Below are 15,305 nucleotides of genomic sequence, written 5' to 3' on the forward strand. Positions count from 1 at the left end.
GGGGCCGATTGGAGTCAGGGATCACGGTGATCGAGCCGGATGTCAGTGGCTGGCCTTACTCTGGCCGAGTGTCCAATACGCCGGTGAGAGCAGAGGACTGGGGGGCCGGACGAGTGAGCGCGGGACATGATTCCGCTGTGGGCGAACAGGCGTCCGGCGAAGCTTTCGAACCGGATAAAAGTAACAAATCGCCCTCCGGGGTGAGCTCGACCCGGAAGCCGACCGTCCGGAAATCCGGCGCGTCGCGGTCCGCGGCGCAGGACACGAACGAGGCGGGCCCGGCCTCGGTACGTACCACCTCGGCAGGGAAGAAGGCCGCCGTGAACGAAACCCCCGAGAAGCCGGCGGCCGCGAAGAAGGCCGTCGCGAAGAAGGCCACGGCCAAGAAGGCCGCCACCAAGAAGGCGGCGGCGACGAAGGCCACCACCAAGAAGGCCACCGCGGCCAAGACCACCACCGCGAAGAAGACAGCCGCGAAGAAGACGGCCGCCAACAAGACTGCGCCCGCCAAGAAGACCACCGCGAAAAAGACCGTCGCCAAGAAGACCGCGGCGAAGAAGACCACCGCGAAGAAGACCGCCCCCGCCAAGAAGGCCCCCGCGCGCAAGGCCGAGTCGCGCGCGGCCATGGTGCGCCGGGCCCATCAGATCAACGACGGGCTCGCCGAGCTGTATCCGTACGCGCACCCCGAGCTGGACTTCAGCAATCCCTTCGAGCTGCTGGTCGCCACGGTCCTGTCGGCCCAGACCACCGATCTGAGGGTCAACCAGACCACCCCGCGGCTGTTCGCGGTCTGCCCGACGCCCGAGGACATGGCCGCCATGCCTCCGGAGGAGTTGGAGGAGCTGATCCGCCCGACCGGCTTCTTCCGGGCCAAGAGCAAGGCGCTGCTCGGTCTGTCCGCCGCGCTGCGCGACCGCTTCGACGGCGAGGTGCCGGGTCGCCTGGAGGATCTGGTCACGCTCCCCGGGGTCGGCCGCAAGACCGCCAATGTGGTGCTCGGCAATGCCTTCGGCGTCCCCGGGATCACCGTCGACACCCACTTCGGCCGGCTGGCCCGCCGCTTCGGCTGGACCACCGAACAGGACGCGGAGAAGGTCGAGGCGGACGTCGCGGCGATCTTCCCCGAGAGCGAGTGGACGATGCTCTCGCACCGCGTCGTCTTCCACGGCCGCCGGGTGTGCCACTCCCGCAAGCCCGCCTGCGGGGCCTGCGCCATCGCCCCGCTGTGTCCGTCGTACGGTGAGGGCGAGACGGACCCGGAGAAGGCCAGGAAGCTGCTGAAGTACGAGCTGGGCGGCCAGCCGGGCCAGCGCCTGAAGCCGCCGCCGGACTACCCGGGCCAGCCGGCGCCTCCGCTGGCGCCCCCGGCCGCCGCTTCATGACGGCAGCCGCGACACCCCCTCGGGGGACCCATGATCCAAGCCAGGCCTGAGGGGGCGCGTATGACGAGTGCACGGGAGCAGCAGTACGGCGAGGAGACGGGCGTCAGGGCGGCGGCGGCCGCCGGTGCGGCGTCCGGTGGGGAGGTCACGGTCTCGGCCGACGGCCTGCCCGAGTGGCTGGAACCGGTGGCCCGCGCGGCCGCCACGGTCGAGCCGCACCAGCTCAGCCGCTTCCTGCCGCCCGAGGACGGCGGCCGGCAGTCCGCGGTGCTGATCCTCTTCGGCCATGGTCCGTGCGGCCCCGAGCTGCTCCTGATGGAGCGGGCCGGCACCCTGCGCTCCCATGCGGGCCAGCCCTCCTTCCCCGGTGGCGCCCTGGACCCGGAGGACGGAGATCCGGAGGGAGCCGGTCCGGTGCGGGCGGCGCTGCGCGAGGCGCAGGAGGAGACCGGTCTGGACCCGTCCGGTGTGCAGGTCTTCGGCGTGCTGCCGCGGCTCTACATCCCCGTCAGCGGCTTCGTGGTCACCCCGGTACTGGGCTGGTGGCGCCGCCCGAGCCCGGTCGGCCCGGTGGACGAGGCGGAGACCGCCCGGGTGTTCACGGTCCCCGTGGCCGATCTCACCGACCCCGCCCATCGTGTGACAACGCGCCACCCCAGTGGTCACGTCGGTCCGGCCTTCCTCGTCGAGAACGCCCTGGTCTGGGGCTTTACGGCCGGAGTGATCGACCGGATCCTGTACTACGCGGGGTGGGAGATTCCGTGGGACCGTGACAAGCAGGTCCCGCTCGACTGGCGCTCGTGAGACGGTGTCCGGCGTGAACGTCCTGGACATTCTGCTGCTGGTCGCGGCCGTGTGGTTCGCGATCGTCGGCTACCGGCAAGGTTTTGTCGTCGGCATCCTGTCCGTGATCGGCTTCCTCGGAGGCGGCCTGATCGCGGTCTATGTGCTGCCCGTGATCTGGAACGAGATCACCGGCGATGCCACGCCCGGTACCTTCGCGGCCATCGCGGCGGTCGCCATCGTGATCGTGTGCGCGTCCGTGGGCCAGGCGCTCACCACCCACCTGGGCAACAAACTCCGCCGCCACATCACCTGGTCACCGGCGAGAGCGCTGGACGCGACCGGCGGTGCGCTGGTCAACGTCGTCGCGATGCTGCTGGTCGCCTGGCTGATCGGCTCGGCGCTGGCCGGGACGTCGCTGCCCACGCTCGGCAAGGAGGTCCGTAACTCCAAGGTGCTGCTCGGGGTGTCCCGGGTGATGCCGCAGCAGGCCAGCACCTGGTTCGCGGACTTCTCGTCGGTGCTCGCGCAGAACGGCTTCCCGCAGGTCTTCACGCCGTTCTCCAACGAACCGATCAACAACGTGCCGGCGCCCGACCCGCAGCTGGCCACCAGCCCGGTGGCCGGGCAGGCCAGGCGCAGCATCGTCAAGGTCGTCGGCACCGCCCCGAGCTGCGGGAAGGTCCTCGAAGGCAGCGGTTTCGTGTTCGGCCGGCACCGGGTGATGACCAACGCCCACGTGGTCGGCGGGGTGAACGAGCCGACCGTCCAGGTGGGCGGCGAGGGCCGGACGTACGACGCCAAGGTCGTGCTCTACGACTGGCAGCGCGACATCGCCGTCCTGGACGTGCCGTCCCTGGACGCCCCGGCGCTGCGCTTCGCCAAGACGGACGCGAGCAGCGGCAACAACGCCATCGTGGCCGGCTTCCCGGAGAACGGCGGCTATGACGTCCGCGCGGCCCGCATCCGCAGCCGTATCCAGGCGAACGGCCCGGACATCTACCACCGCGGCACGGTCGGCCGCGATGTCTACTCGCTCTACGCCACGGTCCGGCAGGGCAACTCCGGTGGCCCGCTGCTCACTCCGAACGGCGAGGTCTACGGCGTCGTCTTCGCGAAGTCGCTGGACGACTCGCGCACCGGCTACGCACTGACCGCCGACGAGGTCCGCGGGGACGCCCTCAAGGGGCGTACGGCCGAGCGGCAGGTCGACAGCCAGGGCTGTGCGATCTGAGCGGCCGGAGCGCCCGCACAGCGCCTCGGTGGGGCGTACGGCACCGTCCGGGCGCCGCCGGCGCGGCGGGCGGTGCGGTCAGGTGCGGGGATGGCGCAGGCGCGCGCTCATCCAGCGCGCCCGGCGGCGCAGGATGCGCGGAATGCCCATCGGATGCGCCGGTTGGGGGGATGCGCCGGACCCGAGGTCCGGAGTGCCCCTGTCCTGAGTGCCCACGGCAGCGGCACTGCTGCGGCGGGTGCGTGCCACGTCACGGTAGTCGTGCGTCCAGCCCATACCCTCGACTCTGCCCGTGGCCCAAGGTCCGTAACCGCCTCGGGGACGGCCAATTGGCCTATGCGCCGGGCAAGTCGCCGTTCACCACACGAACGTTCGAGCGCCGGGCGAACGCGCTCCGCTGAGCGGTGCGCGCCGCCCCGGTCAGCGGTCCGGTTCGGGGTCCTTCAGCCAGTTGATCAGCTCGGTGGAGAACGCCACCGGGTCCTCCTCGTGCGGGAAGTGCCCGAGCCCGTCGAACAGCCGCCAGCGGTACGGGGCTTCGACGTACTCGCCGGAACCGGCCGCACTGCGGGTGCGCATCACCGGGTCCAGCGACCCGTGCAGATGCAGGGTCGGGACCCGGACCGGCAGCTTCATCCGGCGGTTGAACTGGATGCCGTCGGGGCGCGCCAGCGACCGCACCATCCAGCGGTACGGCTCGATGGAACAGTGCGCGGTCGACGGGATGCTCATCGCCCGTCGGTAGACCTCGATCGCCTCGTCGTCCGGCAGCCGGGGGCCGGACCAGTCCCGGATCATCCGGCCGACCAGCGCCGCGTCGTCCGCGGTCAGCCGCCGCTCCGGCAGCCAGGGCCGCTGAAAGCTCCAGATGTGCGAACTCCGGGCGCTCTGCCGGACGTCGGCGAGCATCGCCGCGCGCCAGCGCCGCGGGTGCGGCATCGAGGACACCGCGAGCCGGCGCACCAGCTTCGGCCGCATCACCGCGGCGGTCCAGGCGAGGTAGCCGCCGAGGTCGTGCCCGACGAGCGCGGCGTCCGGTTCGCCCAGGGACCGTATGACGCCGGTGACGTCCAGCGCGAGGTTCGCCGGGTCGTAGCCGCGGGGGGTGCGGTCGCTGCCGCCGACGCCGCGCAGGTCCATCGCGACCGCGCGGAAGCCCGCGTCGGCGAGCGCCGGGAGTTGCTGCCGCCAGGTCCACCAGAACTGCGGGAAGCCGTGCAGCAGGAGCACCAGCGGGCCGTCGCCCATCTCGGCGATGTGGAAGCGCGCGCCGTTCGCCGCGACGTCGCGGTGCGACACCTCGCGGTCGCCGGGGACGCCGAGCCGGACGACCGAGGCGGTGCTGTCAGGGGCTGTCATACCGAGGAGCGTGTCACAGACTCCAGGACCGGATGGTCCTTGGTCTCCAGGCGCGGGTGCGGCTTGGCGTTCTGCAGCACGGCCGCGGTCTCCCTGGCGGAGTTGATCGACTTCTCCGGCTTCTTGATCTTCTTGATCTTGGCCATGGCGATGAGGGCCAGCAGACCGGCGAGGACCAGGAAGGCGCCGCCCACGATCAGGAAGGACCAGGCGAGCCCCAGGCCGAGGTTGTGGATGCCGTACGCCGCCGCGAAGCTGAGCACCGGCAGGGCGAACAGCGCCAGTGAGCCCGCGACGACGAATGCGGCGCTGCCGATGCCGGCCCGCTTGGCGTCCTGCCGCAGTTCCGCCTTGGCCAGCGCGATCTCGTCGTGCACCAGTGCGGACATTTCGGCGGTGGCCGTGGCCACCAGCTGTCCGAGGCTGCGGTCCGCGCCTGTGTCGGCTGCGCTCATCGCCGTCTCCCTCATCTCGTCAACCGGATGCAAAGCCTCTCAGATCATGCCGGACCATCGTCTCCGGCGTGCGTGCCGGAGGCCACTTCGGCAAGCCGCCGGTGTTCGGCGGCCTTTGCCTCGTGGATCGCGGCCATCCGAAGGTGGTATTCCGGTTTGTCGAGTTCGTAGACGTCGGGGATGCCGTCCTGGTCCTCGTCGCGCTCCTCGTCCTCCGTGAGCTTCTTGTACTTGGCGTTGCGGATCTTGAGCAGGATGCCCGCGAAGACGGCCGCGAGGAGCGAGCCGACCAGCACCGATGCCTTGATCTCGTCGGTCAGCGCGGCATTGCCGGCGAAGGCGAGTTCGCCGATCAGCAGGGAGACGGTGAAGCCGATTCCGGCCAGGGAGGCGAGCGCGAAGACGTCCGGCCACTTGAGGTCGGGGTTCAGCTCGGCCCTGGTGAAGCGGGCGGTGACCCATGTACCGCCGAAGATGCCCAGCGCCTTGCCCACTATCAGGCCGAGGACCACACCGAGCGTCTCCGGGCGGGTGAAGACCTCGTGGAGGGCGCCGCCGGAGAGCGACACGCCCGCGGAGAACAGGGCGAACAGCGGCACCGCCAGACCGGCCGACAGCGGGCGTACGAGGTGCTCGATGCGCTCGCCGGGGGACTGCGGCTCGCCGTCCCGGCGGTGGCAGCGCAGCATCAGGCCCATGGCGACGCCCGCGATGGTGGCGTGCACCCCGCTGTTCTCCATCAGCGCCCAGATGACCAGGCCGAGGGGCACATAGACGTACCAGCCGCGGACGCCCTTGCGCAGCAGCAGGTAGAAGACGGCCAGGCCGACGGCGGCGAAGCCGAGCGCCAGGAAATTGATCGTCGAGGTGAAGAAGACCGCGATGATCAGGATCGCGAAGAGGTCGTCGACGACGGCGAGGGTGAGCAGGAAGGCGCGCAGCGCGGCGGGCAGCGAGGTGCCGATCACGGCCAGGACGGCGAGCGCGAAGGCGATGTCGGTGGCGGTGGGGACGGCCCAGCCCCGCAGGGAGCCGCCGCCGAGGCCGTTGACGGTGGCGTAGACGAGCGCGGGCGTCACCATGCCGCAGAGGGCGGCGATGACCGGGAGCGCGGCGGCCTTGGGATCGCGCAGTTCACCGGCGACCAGTTCGCGCTTGAGCTCGATGCCGGCGACGAAGAAGAAGAGGGCCAGCAGGCCGTTGGCGGACCAGTGCTGGACGGAGAGGTCGAGGCCGAGGGACGCCGGGCCGAGGTGGAAGCCGCGGACCGCCTCGTAGCTTCCGCCGAGGGTGTTCGCCCAGATCAGCGCGGCCACGGCGGCGGCGAGGAGGAGGACCCCGCCGACGGTCTCGGCGCGCAGCGCCTCGGCGACGAAATTCCGCTCGGGCAGGGACATGCGCCCGAGGAAGATGGATCGGCGATTGCTCGTGGGCGCGCTCACGCGGTGACCTCCGGCCTTCGGCAGCTGTGTACGGCTGTTGCAGTTGCCGACCAGACTTCCCGGCGCACCCAGAGTTTCTTAGCGCGTCATTGACGCGATTCCCACTCTACCGGGCGGGTGCGGGAGAGTATGCGGTGGCCTCACTTTACGGGCAATTCGGGCGCGCGGCCGCTGGGGCGGAGGGTCGAGGGCTGCCGGTGGGGAGTCACGCGGGGGCCGTACTCGCGAGGGGGCACCGGGCCGCTCCCGGCCCGGTGCCCCCTCCGCGAGCGGTCCGGCTCAGTCCTCGGCGGCCGCGCTCGGCAGCTTCGCCTGGATCAGGTCCATGACCGAGGAGTCGGTGAGCGTCGAGACGTCCCCGAGGTCACGGTTCTCGGCGATGTCACGCAGCAACCGCCGCATGATCTTGCCGGAGCGGGTCTTGGGCAGCTCCGCGACCGGCAGGATCCGCTTGGGCTTGGCGATCGGGCCGAGCTGCTGGGCGACATGGGCACGCAGCTCCTCGACCAGCCCCTCGTCCTCCGCGGCGCTGCCGCGCAGGATGACGAAGGCGCAGATGGCCTGGGTGGTCTGCGGGTCGGTGGCGCCGACGACCGCGGCCTCGGCCACCTTCGGGTGCGAGACCAGCGCGGACTCGACCTCGGTGGTGGAGATGTTGTGGCCGGAGACCAGCATGACGTCGTCGACCCGGCCGAGCAGCCAGATGTCGCCGTCCTCGTCCTTCTTCGCGCCGTCACCGGCGAAGTACTTGCCCTCGAAGCGGGACCAGTACGTGTCGAGGTAGCGCTGGTCGTCGCCCCAGATCGTGCGCAGCATGGACGGCCACGGCTCGGTCAGGACGAGGTAGCCGCCACCGCCGTTGGGAACCTCGTTGGCGTCGTCGTCCACGACGGTCGCGGCGATGCCGGGCAGCGGCACCTGCGCGGAGCCGGGCTTGGTCGCCGTGACGCCCGGCAGCGGGCTGAGCATCACCGCACCGGTCTCGGTCTGCCACCAGGTGTCCACGATCGGCGCCGAGTCCGCGCCGATGTGCTTGCGGTACCAGATCCACGCCTCGGGGTTGATCGGCTCGCCCACCGACCCGAGGACGCGCAGCGACGACAGGTCGAACTTCGCCGGGATGTCGTCGCCCCACTTCATGCAGGCCCGGATCGCGGTCGGCGCGGTGTAGAGGATCGTCACGCCGTACTTCTGGACGATCTCCCACCAGCGGCCCTGGTGCGGGGTGTCCGGGGTGCCCTCGTACAGGACTTGGGTGGCGCCGTTGGAGAGCGGGCCGTAGGTGATGTACGAGTGGCCGGTCACCCAGCCGACGTCGGCGGTGCACCAGTAGACGTCGGTCTCCGGCTTGAGGTCGAAGACGGCGTGGTGGGTGTACGACACCTGGGTGAGGTAGCCGCCGGTGGTGTGCAGGATGCCCTTGGGCTTACCCGTCGTCCCGGAGGTGTAGAGGATGAACAGCGGGTGCTCGGCGTCGAACGCCTCGGGGGTGTGCGTCTCGCTCTGCCGGTCGACGATCTCGTGCCACCACACGTCGCGGCCCTCGTGCCAGGCGAGGTCCTCCTGGCCCGTACGGCGCACCACGAGCACGCTGCGGACGTTCTCCGTGCCGGGCCGGGTCAGGGCCTCGTCCACGGCAGGCTTGAGGGCGGACGGCTTGCCGCGGCGGTAGCCGCCGTCGGCGGTGATCACCACGCGGGCGTCGGCGTCGTTGATCCGGGTCGCCAGCGCGTCCGCGGAGAAGCCGCCGAAGACGACCGAATGCGGGGCGCCCAGCCGGGCGCAGGCCAGCATCGCGACGACCGTCTCCGGGATCATCGGCATGTAGATGGCGACCCGGTCGCCGGCCCGCACACCCAGCTCGGTCAGGGCGTGGGCGGCCTTGGAGACCTCTTGCTGCAGCTCGGCGTAGGTGATCGAGCGGCTGTCGCCCGGCTCGCCTTCGAAGTGGAGGGCGACCCGGTCGCCCAGGCCGTTCTCCACATGTCGGTCGACGCAGTTGTAGGCGACGTTCAGCTTGCCGTCGGCGAACCACTTCGCGAAGGGCGGGTTGGACCAGTCGAGGGTCTGGGTGGGCTCGGTCTCCCAGGACAGGCGTCGGGCCTGCTCGGCCCAGAAGGCCAGCCGGTCCGCCGCGCCCTGTTCGTACGCGGCAGCCGTGACGTTGGCGTGCGCGGCCAGCTCGGCGGGAGGCGCGAACCGCCGTTCCTCTTTGAGCAGGTTGGCCAGGCTTTCGTTGCTCACGACTTCTCCCAATCCAGGGTGTCCGATGTGTCCCAGGCCATAGCTCATCAGCCCGCACCGGGCCCTGACAAGGGCTGTGGATAAAAAGTGGTGTAGACCTGTTGACTGCTTGTCTGTTCCGTGCGGACGAGCGGGCGCCGGGATCGACGCGGGGGCGGGGCCGGCGCTGCCGCGCAGGTCAGGCCCGGATCGCGGAGGCCTCGCCGTGGACCGCGCGGAATCGTCCGGTGGTCTCGTCGAGCACGTACGCCTGGGCCTCGCCGACGTGGAAGTACATCCCGTGCAGGGTGAGCCCTCCCTCCGCCACGCGGCGTGCCACGCAGGCGTGCGCCCGGAGGTGGTCGAGCTGCTGCATGACGTTGACGAGCGCCAGCCGCTCCTGATCATCGCTCACCGGCCGACCGCACAGCGCGACTTCGCCCCGGCCCAGCCGTCCGATGCGCTGCATCCGGGCCAGGCTCGGCAGGCCGTGCCGCAGCCAGCGGGAGAGCGGGGTCGGCTCGCCGTCCCCGGGTGCCGCGGAATTCAGCAGGGCTCCCATGGCGCCGCATCCGGAATGCCCGCACACGGTGATCGAGCCGACCCGCAGGACCTCGACCGCGTACTCGATCGCCGCGCCCACGGAGTCGCACGAGGCGTCCGAGCCCGGCGGAGGCACCAGATTGCCGACGTTGCGCACGGTGAACAGGTCGCCCGGTCCGCTGGCGGTGATCATGCTCGTCACCAGCCGGGAGTCGGCGCAGGTCAGGAACAGCTGGGTGGGCCGCTGGCCCTCGCGCGCCAGCCGCGCCAGCTCCTCGCGCACCAGCGGAGCCGTATGGCGCTGGAACGCGCTGATCCCGCCCAGCAGTTGGCTGCTGCTCTCCGGGGCCGGGCCCTGGTCCGGCCCGGGCCGGGTGCACTCGTGGTGGCGCCACGGCGTCCACGGCCGGCAGGAGTGCGCGTCGGCCGGCTCGGCGACCGGCCGGGCCGAACGGCCGCCGAGGGTGACCCAGCCGCCGTGCGCCCGATGGGCCGTGGACCAGGACTGCAGAGCCTCGTAGGCGGCGTGGTCCATGAAGGAGCCGCACAGCTCGATGACGACATCGGTGTGGGCCGGGACCAGTGCCAGCGCCCGGGTCAGTCGCGGCACCGCCAGGAAGGTCAACTGGCCGCTGATGCGCACCCGGTAGCCCTCGCCCTCCTTCGTCACCGTGACGCGCGTGTGGGTCAGCCGGCGCAGCGCGAGGAAGGCCGCGACGGCGATGCCGGTCAGCACGCCCTGGAGGACGCCGAGCAGCACCACGCCGCCCAACGTGGCGGCGTAGACCGGGAATTCGCGGTGCCGCTGGACGTGCCGGATGTGCGCGAAGCTCACCATCCGGACGCCGACCACCATCACCAGGGCGGCCAGTGCGGCCAGGGGGATGAGCTCCAGGGCGGCCGCCGTCAGGCCGGCGCACAGCAGCACCCACACGCCGTGCAGCACCGTGGCGCGGCGGGTGGCGGCGCCGGCCCGCACATTGGCCGAGCCGCGGATCGCGCCCCCGGAGACGGGTAGCCCGCCCAGCAGGCCGGAGACGGTGTTGGCTGCCCCCTGGGCGGCCAGTTCGCGGTTGAGCCGGAGGCGGCCGGCGGGGGCCCCGGGCCGCTCGGCGGCGAGCCGGTCCACGGCCACGGCGGACAGCAGCGACTCCATACTGGCGACGAAGGTGACCGTCAGCACCGCGGCGGCCAGGGCCGGAACGGACGCCTCCGGCACCACCGGGAGCGCGGGCACCTGCCAGGACGGCAGCGCCACGCGCGGCACCGCCGACCCCACACCGACCGCGGTCGCGGCGACCACCGCGACCAGCGGCGCCGGCAGCGCCCGCGCCCACCGTCCGGCGCGGCCCGGCAGCCGCCCCCAGCCGGCCAGCACGGCCACGGTGACGGCGCCGATCAGCAGCGCGGTGATGTGCGGATGCGCCAGCTGGCCGGGAAGGGCGGCGATGTTGTCGAGCGCCGAACTGTCGGGCCGGCCACCGAGCACCACATGGAGCTGCCCGATGGCGATGGTGGCCCCGATGCCGGCCAGCATGCCGTGCACGATCGCCGGGCTGACGGCCAGCGTCGCCCGGGCCACCCGCAGGGCGCCCAGGGCGAGTTGGGTCAGGCCGGCCAGGACCGTGATGGCGCAGGTGGCCCGCCAGCCGTAGCGCTGGACGAGGTCGGTGGTGACCACCAGGAGGCCGGTGGCGGCGCCGCTCACCTGAAGGGGCGCGCCGCCGAGCAGCCCGGCGACGATGCCGCCGACGACCGCGGCGATCAGCCCGGCCTGGAGCGGGGCTCCGGTGGCCAGTGCGACGCCGAGCGACAGCGGGACGGCGAGCAGGAAGACGACGGCCGACGCGGAGAGGTCCCGCAGCCAGGCGGCCCGGGCGGCCCGTTTCGGGCGGGGTTCGGCGGGGTGGTTGCGGGGCTCGGGAGGGACGGCTGCCTGGTGCGGGTACCGGGGCGGCTGCGGCGGCTTCTCGATCTGCGACATTCCCGTCTCCTCCGGGGCGACGCGGTCGCGCGGGGCGCGATCGTGGGCGGCGGTGTACTGCGGCGGGTCGCGAGCCGGCCGGCGGGTGTCGCGGTGAGCGACGGTCCGGTGACTCTCAAGCGGCGGTAAACGAAGCGTAATGACACGTAAAGGTTCAGAGAAGACTTTGCGGGCATTTGCCGCAATCCACCCCTCTATCGGGTGAAGACCGGGCGCTGTGACGGCCGAGGCCGGGAAGCGGAGCCCGCCGGACCGGTGGGTCCGGCGCGAGCCGTGCGCCGACTCGCGCCGTCCGGCGATCAGGCCGGCTGCGGGGTGGCCGTCCCCTCGAAGAGGACGAACGCCGGGTCGACCTGGGCCGCGAGGTCGACGCCCGTCTTGGCGTTGCCCCAGCTCTCCGCGTTCTTCAGGTGGAAGTGCACCATCTGGCGCGTGTAGCGCTCCCAGTCGCGGCGCCCGTAGGCCGCATCGGCCGTGTCGTGCAGGGTCTCCAGGGCGCGGCGGTTGGCCTGCTCCAGATAGGTGAAGCGGGCCGGGCGGCCCTTCTCCAGGGCGCGCACCCACTCGGAGTGCCCGACCGTCACCAGCAGGTCCTCGCCCGCCGCGTCGCGCAGGAACGCGAGGTCGTCCGGCCCCTGCACCTTGTTGCCCACCACCTTGAGGGGGACCCCGAAATCCCGGGCGTACTCCTTGTACTGGCGGTAGACCGCGACGCCCTTACGGGTCGGCTCGGCGACCAGGAAGGTCATGTCGAAGCGGGTGAACATCCCGGAGGCGAAGGAGTCGGAACCGGCCGTCATGTCGACCACGACGTACTCCTCGCGGCCGTCAACAAGGTGGTTGAGGCACAGTTCGACCGCGCCGACCTTGGAGTGGTAACAGGCCACGCCGAGGTCCGACTCGGTGAACGGGCCGGTCGCCATCAGCCGGACCGGGGTGCCGTCGAGCTCCACCGTCCGTGCGCAGGCGTCGTAAACGGGGTTGTCCTCGCAGACCCGGAGGAGGCGCGACCCCTCCCCGGGCGGGGTCGTCTTGATCATGGATTCGGCGGACGGGATCCGCGGGTTGCTGCCGCGCAAGTAGTCCTTGATCAGCGGGAGATGGGCGCCCATCGCGGGCAGCGCGGCGGCCTCCGCCTCGTCGAGGCCGAGGGCGGCACCCAGATGCTGGTTGATGTCGGCGTCCACGGCGATCACGGGGACCCGGGCCGCGGCGAGATGACGGATGAACAGGGAGGAGAGGGTGGTCTTGCCACTGCCGCCCTTGCCTACGAAAGCGATCTTCATGTTCACTAAGGGTAATACCGCTGTTCCGCTGAGTAAGAGGTCCGCGTGAAGAAGACCACTCCTTCGAGGGGTTCGGGCCGCCGGTGCGTAGGGTCGTACCCATGGCTGGAAACTCCCGGGGGACCACCCCCGCACCCCCCAAGGCGAGCGACGATCCGCTCGCGACCCTGGCCTCGCTCCCGGGAGTCACCGACTCCGTGGACTCCGTGCGCAAGGGCGTCGACCGGGTCTACGGGCACCGGGTCATGCGGCGCCGCAGCAATGAGGTCAGTTCCGAGGCGGCGCTGCGCGGAGCGCGCGGTTCCGCGGCTCTGGCGGGCGCCGACTGGGCGCTCGAAGAGGTCAGGCGCCGGACCGACTTCGGCGTCGAGGGGGAGCCGCGGACGGTCGGCGCGGCGCTGCGGCTGACCGCCGAGGCGGGCCAGCTGCTGAGCGTGTGGCGGCAGTCGCCCCTGCGGGTGCTGGCGCGGCTCCACCTTGTGGCGGCCGGCAAGGAGACGGCGGACGACACGGTGGGGCGGCCCCGGCTCGCCGCGGAACCCGTGGACGAGCCGCTCATCGAGCTGCCGCTGCCGGACGCCGACGAGGTGGCCGGGCGGCTGGACGGGCTGTCGCGGCTGCTGCTGGCCGGCACGGAGGCGCCGGCCCTGGTGATCGCCGCCGTGGTGCACGGCGAGCTGCTGGCGCTGCGGCCGTTCGCCTCCCACAACGGGCTGGTCGCCCGGGCCGCCGAGCGGATCGTGCTGATCGGCAGCGGGCTGGACCCGAAGGCGATCTGCCCCGCCGAAGTGGGGCACGCGGAACTGGGCCGGGCAGCCTACGTGGCGGCCCTGGAGGGCTATGTCTCGGGCACCCCGGAGGGCGTCGCCGGGTGGATCGCCCACTGCGGACGCGCGGTGGAACTCGGCGTACGGGAGAGCACGGCGGTCTGTGAGGCCCTGCAGCGCGGCGCGGCGTAAGCGGCGGGGCGCGGTATCCGGCCGCCGAGGACGGCGATATCCGACCCGGTAGCCGGAATTCCGGAACGCATTGCTTGATTTGGCCCGAACACAGGGTTGCGGCGGTACCAATCGGTGGTACCGCCGCTGGCATGTCTGCCGGGTTACCAGTGCGTGCTCGAATATGTGCCCATCAGGTCGGAATCTTCGTCCGGTTACCTGGTGTGGCTGGCCCGTAATCGACGGGTCGGCGTCGCGTGGGTGCCCGGCATTCATGCATCGGTCCGTGGGCCACTTGCTGATTAAAGGTTTTCCTCTCGGATGTCCTTGGTCTCGCGGGCCGTTAAGTCCTTTGTACTCCTCGCGCCGGGCAAGCGGAACCCCGGGTCGCAGATCTTTACGTTTGGCTTCAAACGCGGTCAATACGGGCGGTGCGGCCGATCCGGTCCATACGGGCGAGGTGCGGCTTCGGGGTTTTCCGTCGGTTCGCGTACCAGACCAGCGTGGCGGTGGCGGCCGCCGCGCTCACCGCGGCCATGGCGGCGAGCACCGGGCGGGACGGCATGGACAGCGCCGGCAGCCGCTGCTTGAGCGGAACCGGGCGGTTGAAGGAGAGGATCGGCCAGCCCCGGGCGACGGCCTCGCGGCGCAGCGCGCGGTCCGGATTGACCGCGCACGGATGCCCCACGGCCGACAGCATCGGGACATCGGTCGCCGAATCGCTGTACGCATAACAGCGCTCCAGGTCATAGCCCTCGGATGCGGCGAGCTCCCGGACGGCCTCCGCCTTGGTGGGGCCGTAGGCGTAATACTCCACCTCTCCGGTGAATCGGCCGTCCTCGCCGACGACCATACGGGTGGCCACGACCCGGTCGGCGCCGAGGAGTTCCCCGATCGGTTCGACGACCTCGGCACCGGAGGTGGAGACAATGACGACATCACGCCCCGCGGCGTGATGCTCCTCGATGAGTGAGGCGGCCTCGTCGTAAATGATCGGGTCGATCAGATCGTGCAGTGTCTCGGCGACGATCTCCCGCACCTGGGCCACATCCCAGCCGCGGCACAAGGAGGAGAGATATTCCCGCATCCGCTCCATCTGATCGTGATCGGCGCCGCCCGCGAGGAACACGAACTGGGCATACGCAGTGCGCAGTACGGCCCGCCGATTGATCAGGCCGCCTTGGTAGAACGACTTGCTGAAGGTCAGCGTGCTCGACTTAGCAATGACGGTCTTGTCCAAGTCGAAGAACGCGGCAGTACGGGGCGTCGGGTGAGGCACGGAGTGGTTTTCCACGGGGTGAGCATAGGCGGCCCACCATTCGGCGTAAGGTGTGGCGCGTGGGTTTGCCTGAGAAGGCTCTCGGGTACACCATGGAAGTCACGGATCGTTCGCGACCGTGCTAACCCGGTCCGGCTCCTCCCCCCCCCGAGTCGGCCGTGGGGACGACCCCCGCTCTCCCCCCCGGCGGGGGTCGTCGCATGTCCGGGGCCGTTTTCCGCCCCGAGGCGCCGATCCGCCCCTCTTTGCGCCCGCTCGGCGCCCACGCCTACGACGCCTTCCTCCCCTTACGCACCGTAGTCAACACGCTGCTCTGTGGAAGGCCCCGGAGGGTCGCTCCCTCGTGCCCCTGGAGTGCTGTCGCGAGGCCCTCTTGCGTCACGGAAGTGGCCGC

12 protein-coding genes are annotated in these 15,305 nt (G+C 71.3%); 4 read left to right on the forward strand and 8 right to left on the reverse strand.

The window, feature by feature from the left end:
- Positions 1 to 320: 320 nt before the first annotated feature.
- Genes nth through ACFV1J_RS14320 form a run of 3 tightly spaced genes read left to right on the forward strand, consistent with a single transcriptional unit; the run spans position 321 to position 3,402 of the window.
- Positions 321 to 1,385, forward strand: a complete 1,065-nt coding sequence (gene nth / locus ACFV1J_RS14310; RefSeq protein ID WP_385857649.1) for an endonuclease III — start codon at positions 321 to 323, stop codon at positions 1,383 to 1,385.
- Positions 1,386 to 1,445: 60 nt separating this feature from the next.
- On the forward strand, positions 1,446 to 2,189 hold the full coding sequence (locus ACFV1J_RS14315; RefSeq protein WP_385857650.1) for an NUDIX hydrolase: 744 nt from the start codon (positions 1,446 to 1,448) through the stop codon (positions 2,187 to 2,189).
- A 13-nt stretch (positions 2,190 to 2,202) separates the two neighbouring features.
- Positions 2,203 to 3,402 (forward strand): MarP family serine protease, encoded by a 1,200-nt coding sequence (locus ACFV1J_RS14320; RefSeq protein ID WP_385857652.1) that lies wholly within the window; start codon positions 2,203 to 2,205, stop codon positions 3,400 to 3,402.
- 78 nt (positions 3,403 to 3,480) lie between these two features.
- On the opposite strand, the gene ACFV1J_RS14325 is transcribed toward ACFV1J_RS14320, so the two are convergent.
- The 7 genes from ACFV1J_RS14325 to ACFV1J_RS14355 form a co-directional block, all read right to left on the reverse strand.
- Positions 3,481 to 3,678: a hypothetical protein gene (locus tag ACFV1J_RS14325; RefSeq protein WP_385857653.1), complete on the reverse strand. Its 198-nt coding sequence runs from the start codon at positions 3,676 to 3,678 to the stop codon at positions 3,481 to 3,483.
- A gap of 144 nt (positions 3,679 to 3,822) precedes the next feature.
- Positions 3,823 to 4,761, reverse strand: coding sequence for an alpha/beta fold hydrolase (locus ACFV1J_RS14330; RefSeq protein WP_385857655.1), 939 nt, complete (start codon positions 4,759 to 4,761; stop codon positions 3,823 to 3,825).
- Positions 4,758 to 5,216, reverse strand: a complete 459-nt coding sequence (locus ACFV1J_RS14335) for a phage holin family protein (RefSeq protein ID WP_385857657.1) — start codon at positions 5,214 to 5,216, stop codon at positions 4,758 to 4,760. Before ACFV1J_RS14335 ends, ACFV1J_RS14330 begins: the two co-directional genes overlap by 4 nt.
- 44 nt (positions 5,217 to 5,260) lie before the next feature.
- A complete protein-coding gene (nhaA, locus tag ACFV1J_RS14340; protein ID WP_385857659.1) occupies positions 5,261 to 6,613 on the reverse strand; it encodes a Na+/H+ antiporter NhaA in 1,353 nt (450 codons plus the stop codon).
- Between the two features lie 324 nt (positions 6,614 to 6,937).
- Positions 6,938 to 8,902: an acetate--CoA ligase gene (gene acs, locus ACFV1J_RS14345; RefSeq protein ID WP_385857661.1), complete on the reverse strand. Its 1,965-nt coding sequence runs from the start codon at positions 8,900 to 8,902 to the stop codon at positions 6,938 to 6,940.
- A 178-nt stretch (positions 8,903 to 9,080) separates the two neighbouring features.
- A complete protein-coding gene (locus ACFV1J_RS14350; protein WP_385857663.1) occupies positions 9,081 to 11,408 on the reverse strand; it encodes a SulP family inorganic anion transporter in 2,328 nt (775 codons plus the stop codon).
- A gap of 299 nt (positions 11,409 to 11,707) precedes the next feature.
- Positions 11,708 to 12,694, reverse strand: coding sequence for an ATP-binding protein (locus ACFV1J_RS14355; protein ID WP_385857665.1), 987 nt, complete (start codon positions 12,692 to 12,694; stop codon positions 11,708 to 11,710).
- Between the two features lie 101 nt (positions 12,695 to 12,795).
- Between ACFV1J_RS14355 and ACFV1J_RS14360 the strand changes: the two genes are divergently transcribed.
- The gene (locus tag ACFV1J_RS14360; protein WP_385857667.1) at positions 12,796 to 13,653 is read left to right on the forward strand and encodes an oxidoreductase; all 858 of its coding nucleotides are present in this window, start codon (positions 12,796 to 12,798) and stop codon (positions 13,651 to 13,653) included.
- Between the two features lie 388 nt (positions 13,654 to 14,041).
- On the opposite strand, the gene ACFV1J_RS14365 is transcribed toward ACFV1J_RS14360, so the two are convergent.
- Positions 14,042 to 14,926, reverse strand: coding sequence for an HAD family hydrolase (locus ACFV1J_RS14365; RefSeq protein ID WP_385857670.1), 885 nt, complete (start codon positions 14,924 to 14,926; stop codon positions 14,042 to 14,044).
- Positions 14,927 to 15,305 lie beyond the last annotated feature (379 nt).

The organism is Streptomyces sp. NPDC059649, assembly GCF_042734445.1.
Taxonomy (GTDB): domain Bacteria; phylum Actinomycetota; class Actinomycetes; order Streptomycetales; family Streptomycetaceae; genus Streptomyces.

What these genes read in the sequence shown, in the direction of transcription:
- nhaA (WP_385857659.1), bottom strand. Translation starts at nt 6,613, where the DNA reads ATGTCCCTGCCCGAGCGGAATTTCGTCGCCGAGGCGCTGCGCGCCGAG.
- ACFV1J_RS14315 (WP_385857650.1), top strand. Translation starts at nt 1,446, where the DNA reads ATGACGAGTGCACGGGAGCAGCAGTACGGCGAGGAGACGGGCGTCAGG.
- ACFV1J_RS14360 (WP_385857667.1), top strand. Translation starts at nt 12,796, where the DNA reads ATGGCTGGAAACTCCCGGGGGACCACCCCCGCACCCCCCAAGGCGAGC.
- ACFV1J_RS14355 (WP_385857665.1), bottom strand. Translation starts at nt 12,694, where the DNA reads ATGAAGATCGCTTTCGTAGGCAAGGGCGGCAGTGGCAAGACCACCCTC.
- ACFV1J_RS14335 (WP_385857657.1), bottom strand. Translation starts at nt 5,216, where the DNA reads ATGAGCGCAGCCGACACAGGCGCGGACCGCAGCCTCGGACAGCTGGTG.
- ACFV1J_RS14330 (WP_385857655.1), bottom strand. Translation starts at nt 4,761, where the DNA reads ATGACAGCCCCTGACAGCACCGCCTCGGTCGTCCGGCTCGGCGTCCCC.
- ACFV1J_RS14350 (WP_385857663.1), bottom strand. Translation starts at nt 11,408, where the DNA reads ATGTCGCAGATCGAGAAGCCGCCGCAGCCGCCCCGGTACCCGCACCAG.
- ACFV1J_RS14325 (WP_385857653.1), bottom strand. Translation starts at nt 3,678, where the DNA reads ATGGGCTGGACGCACGACTACCGTGACGTGGCACGCACCCGCCGCAGC.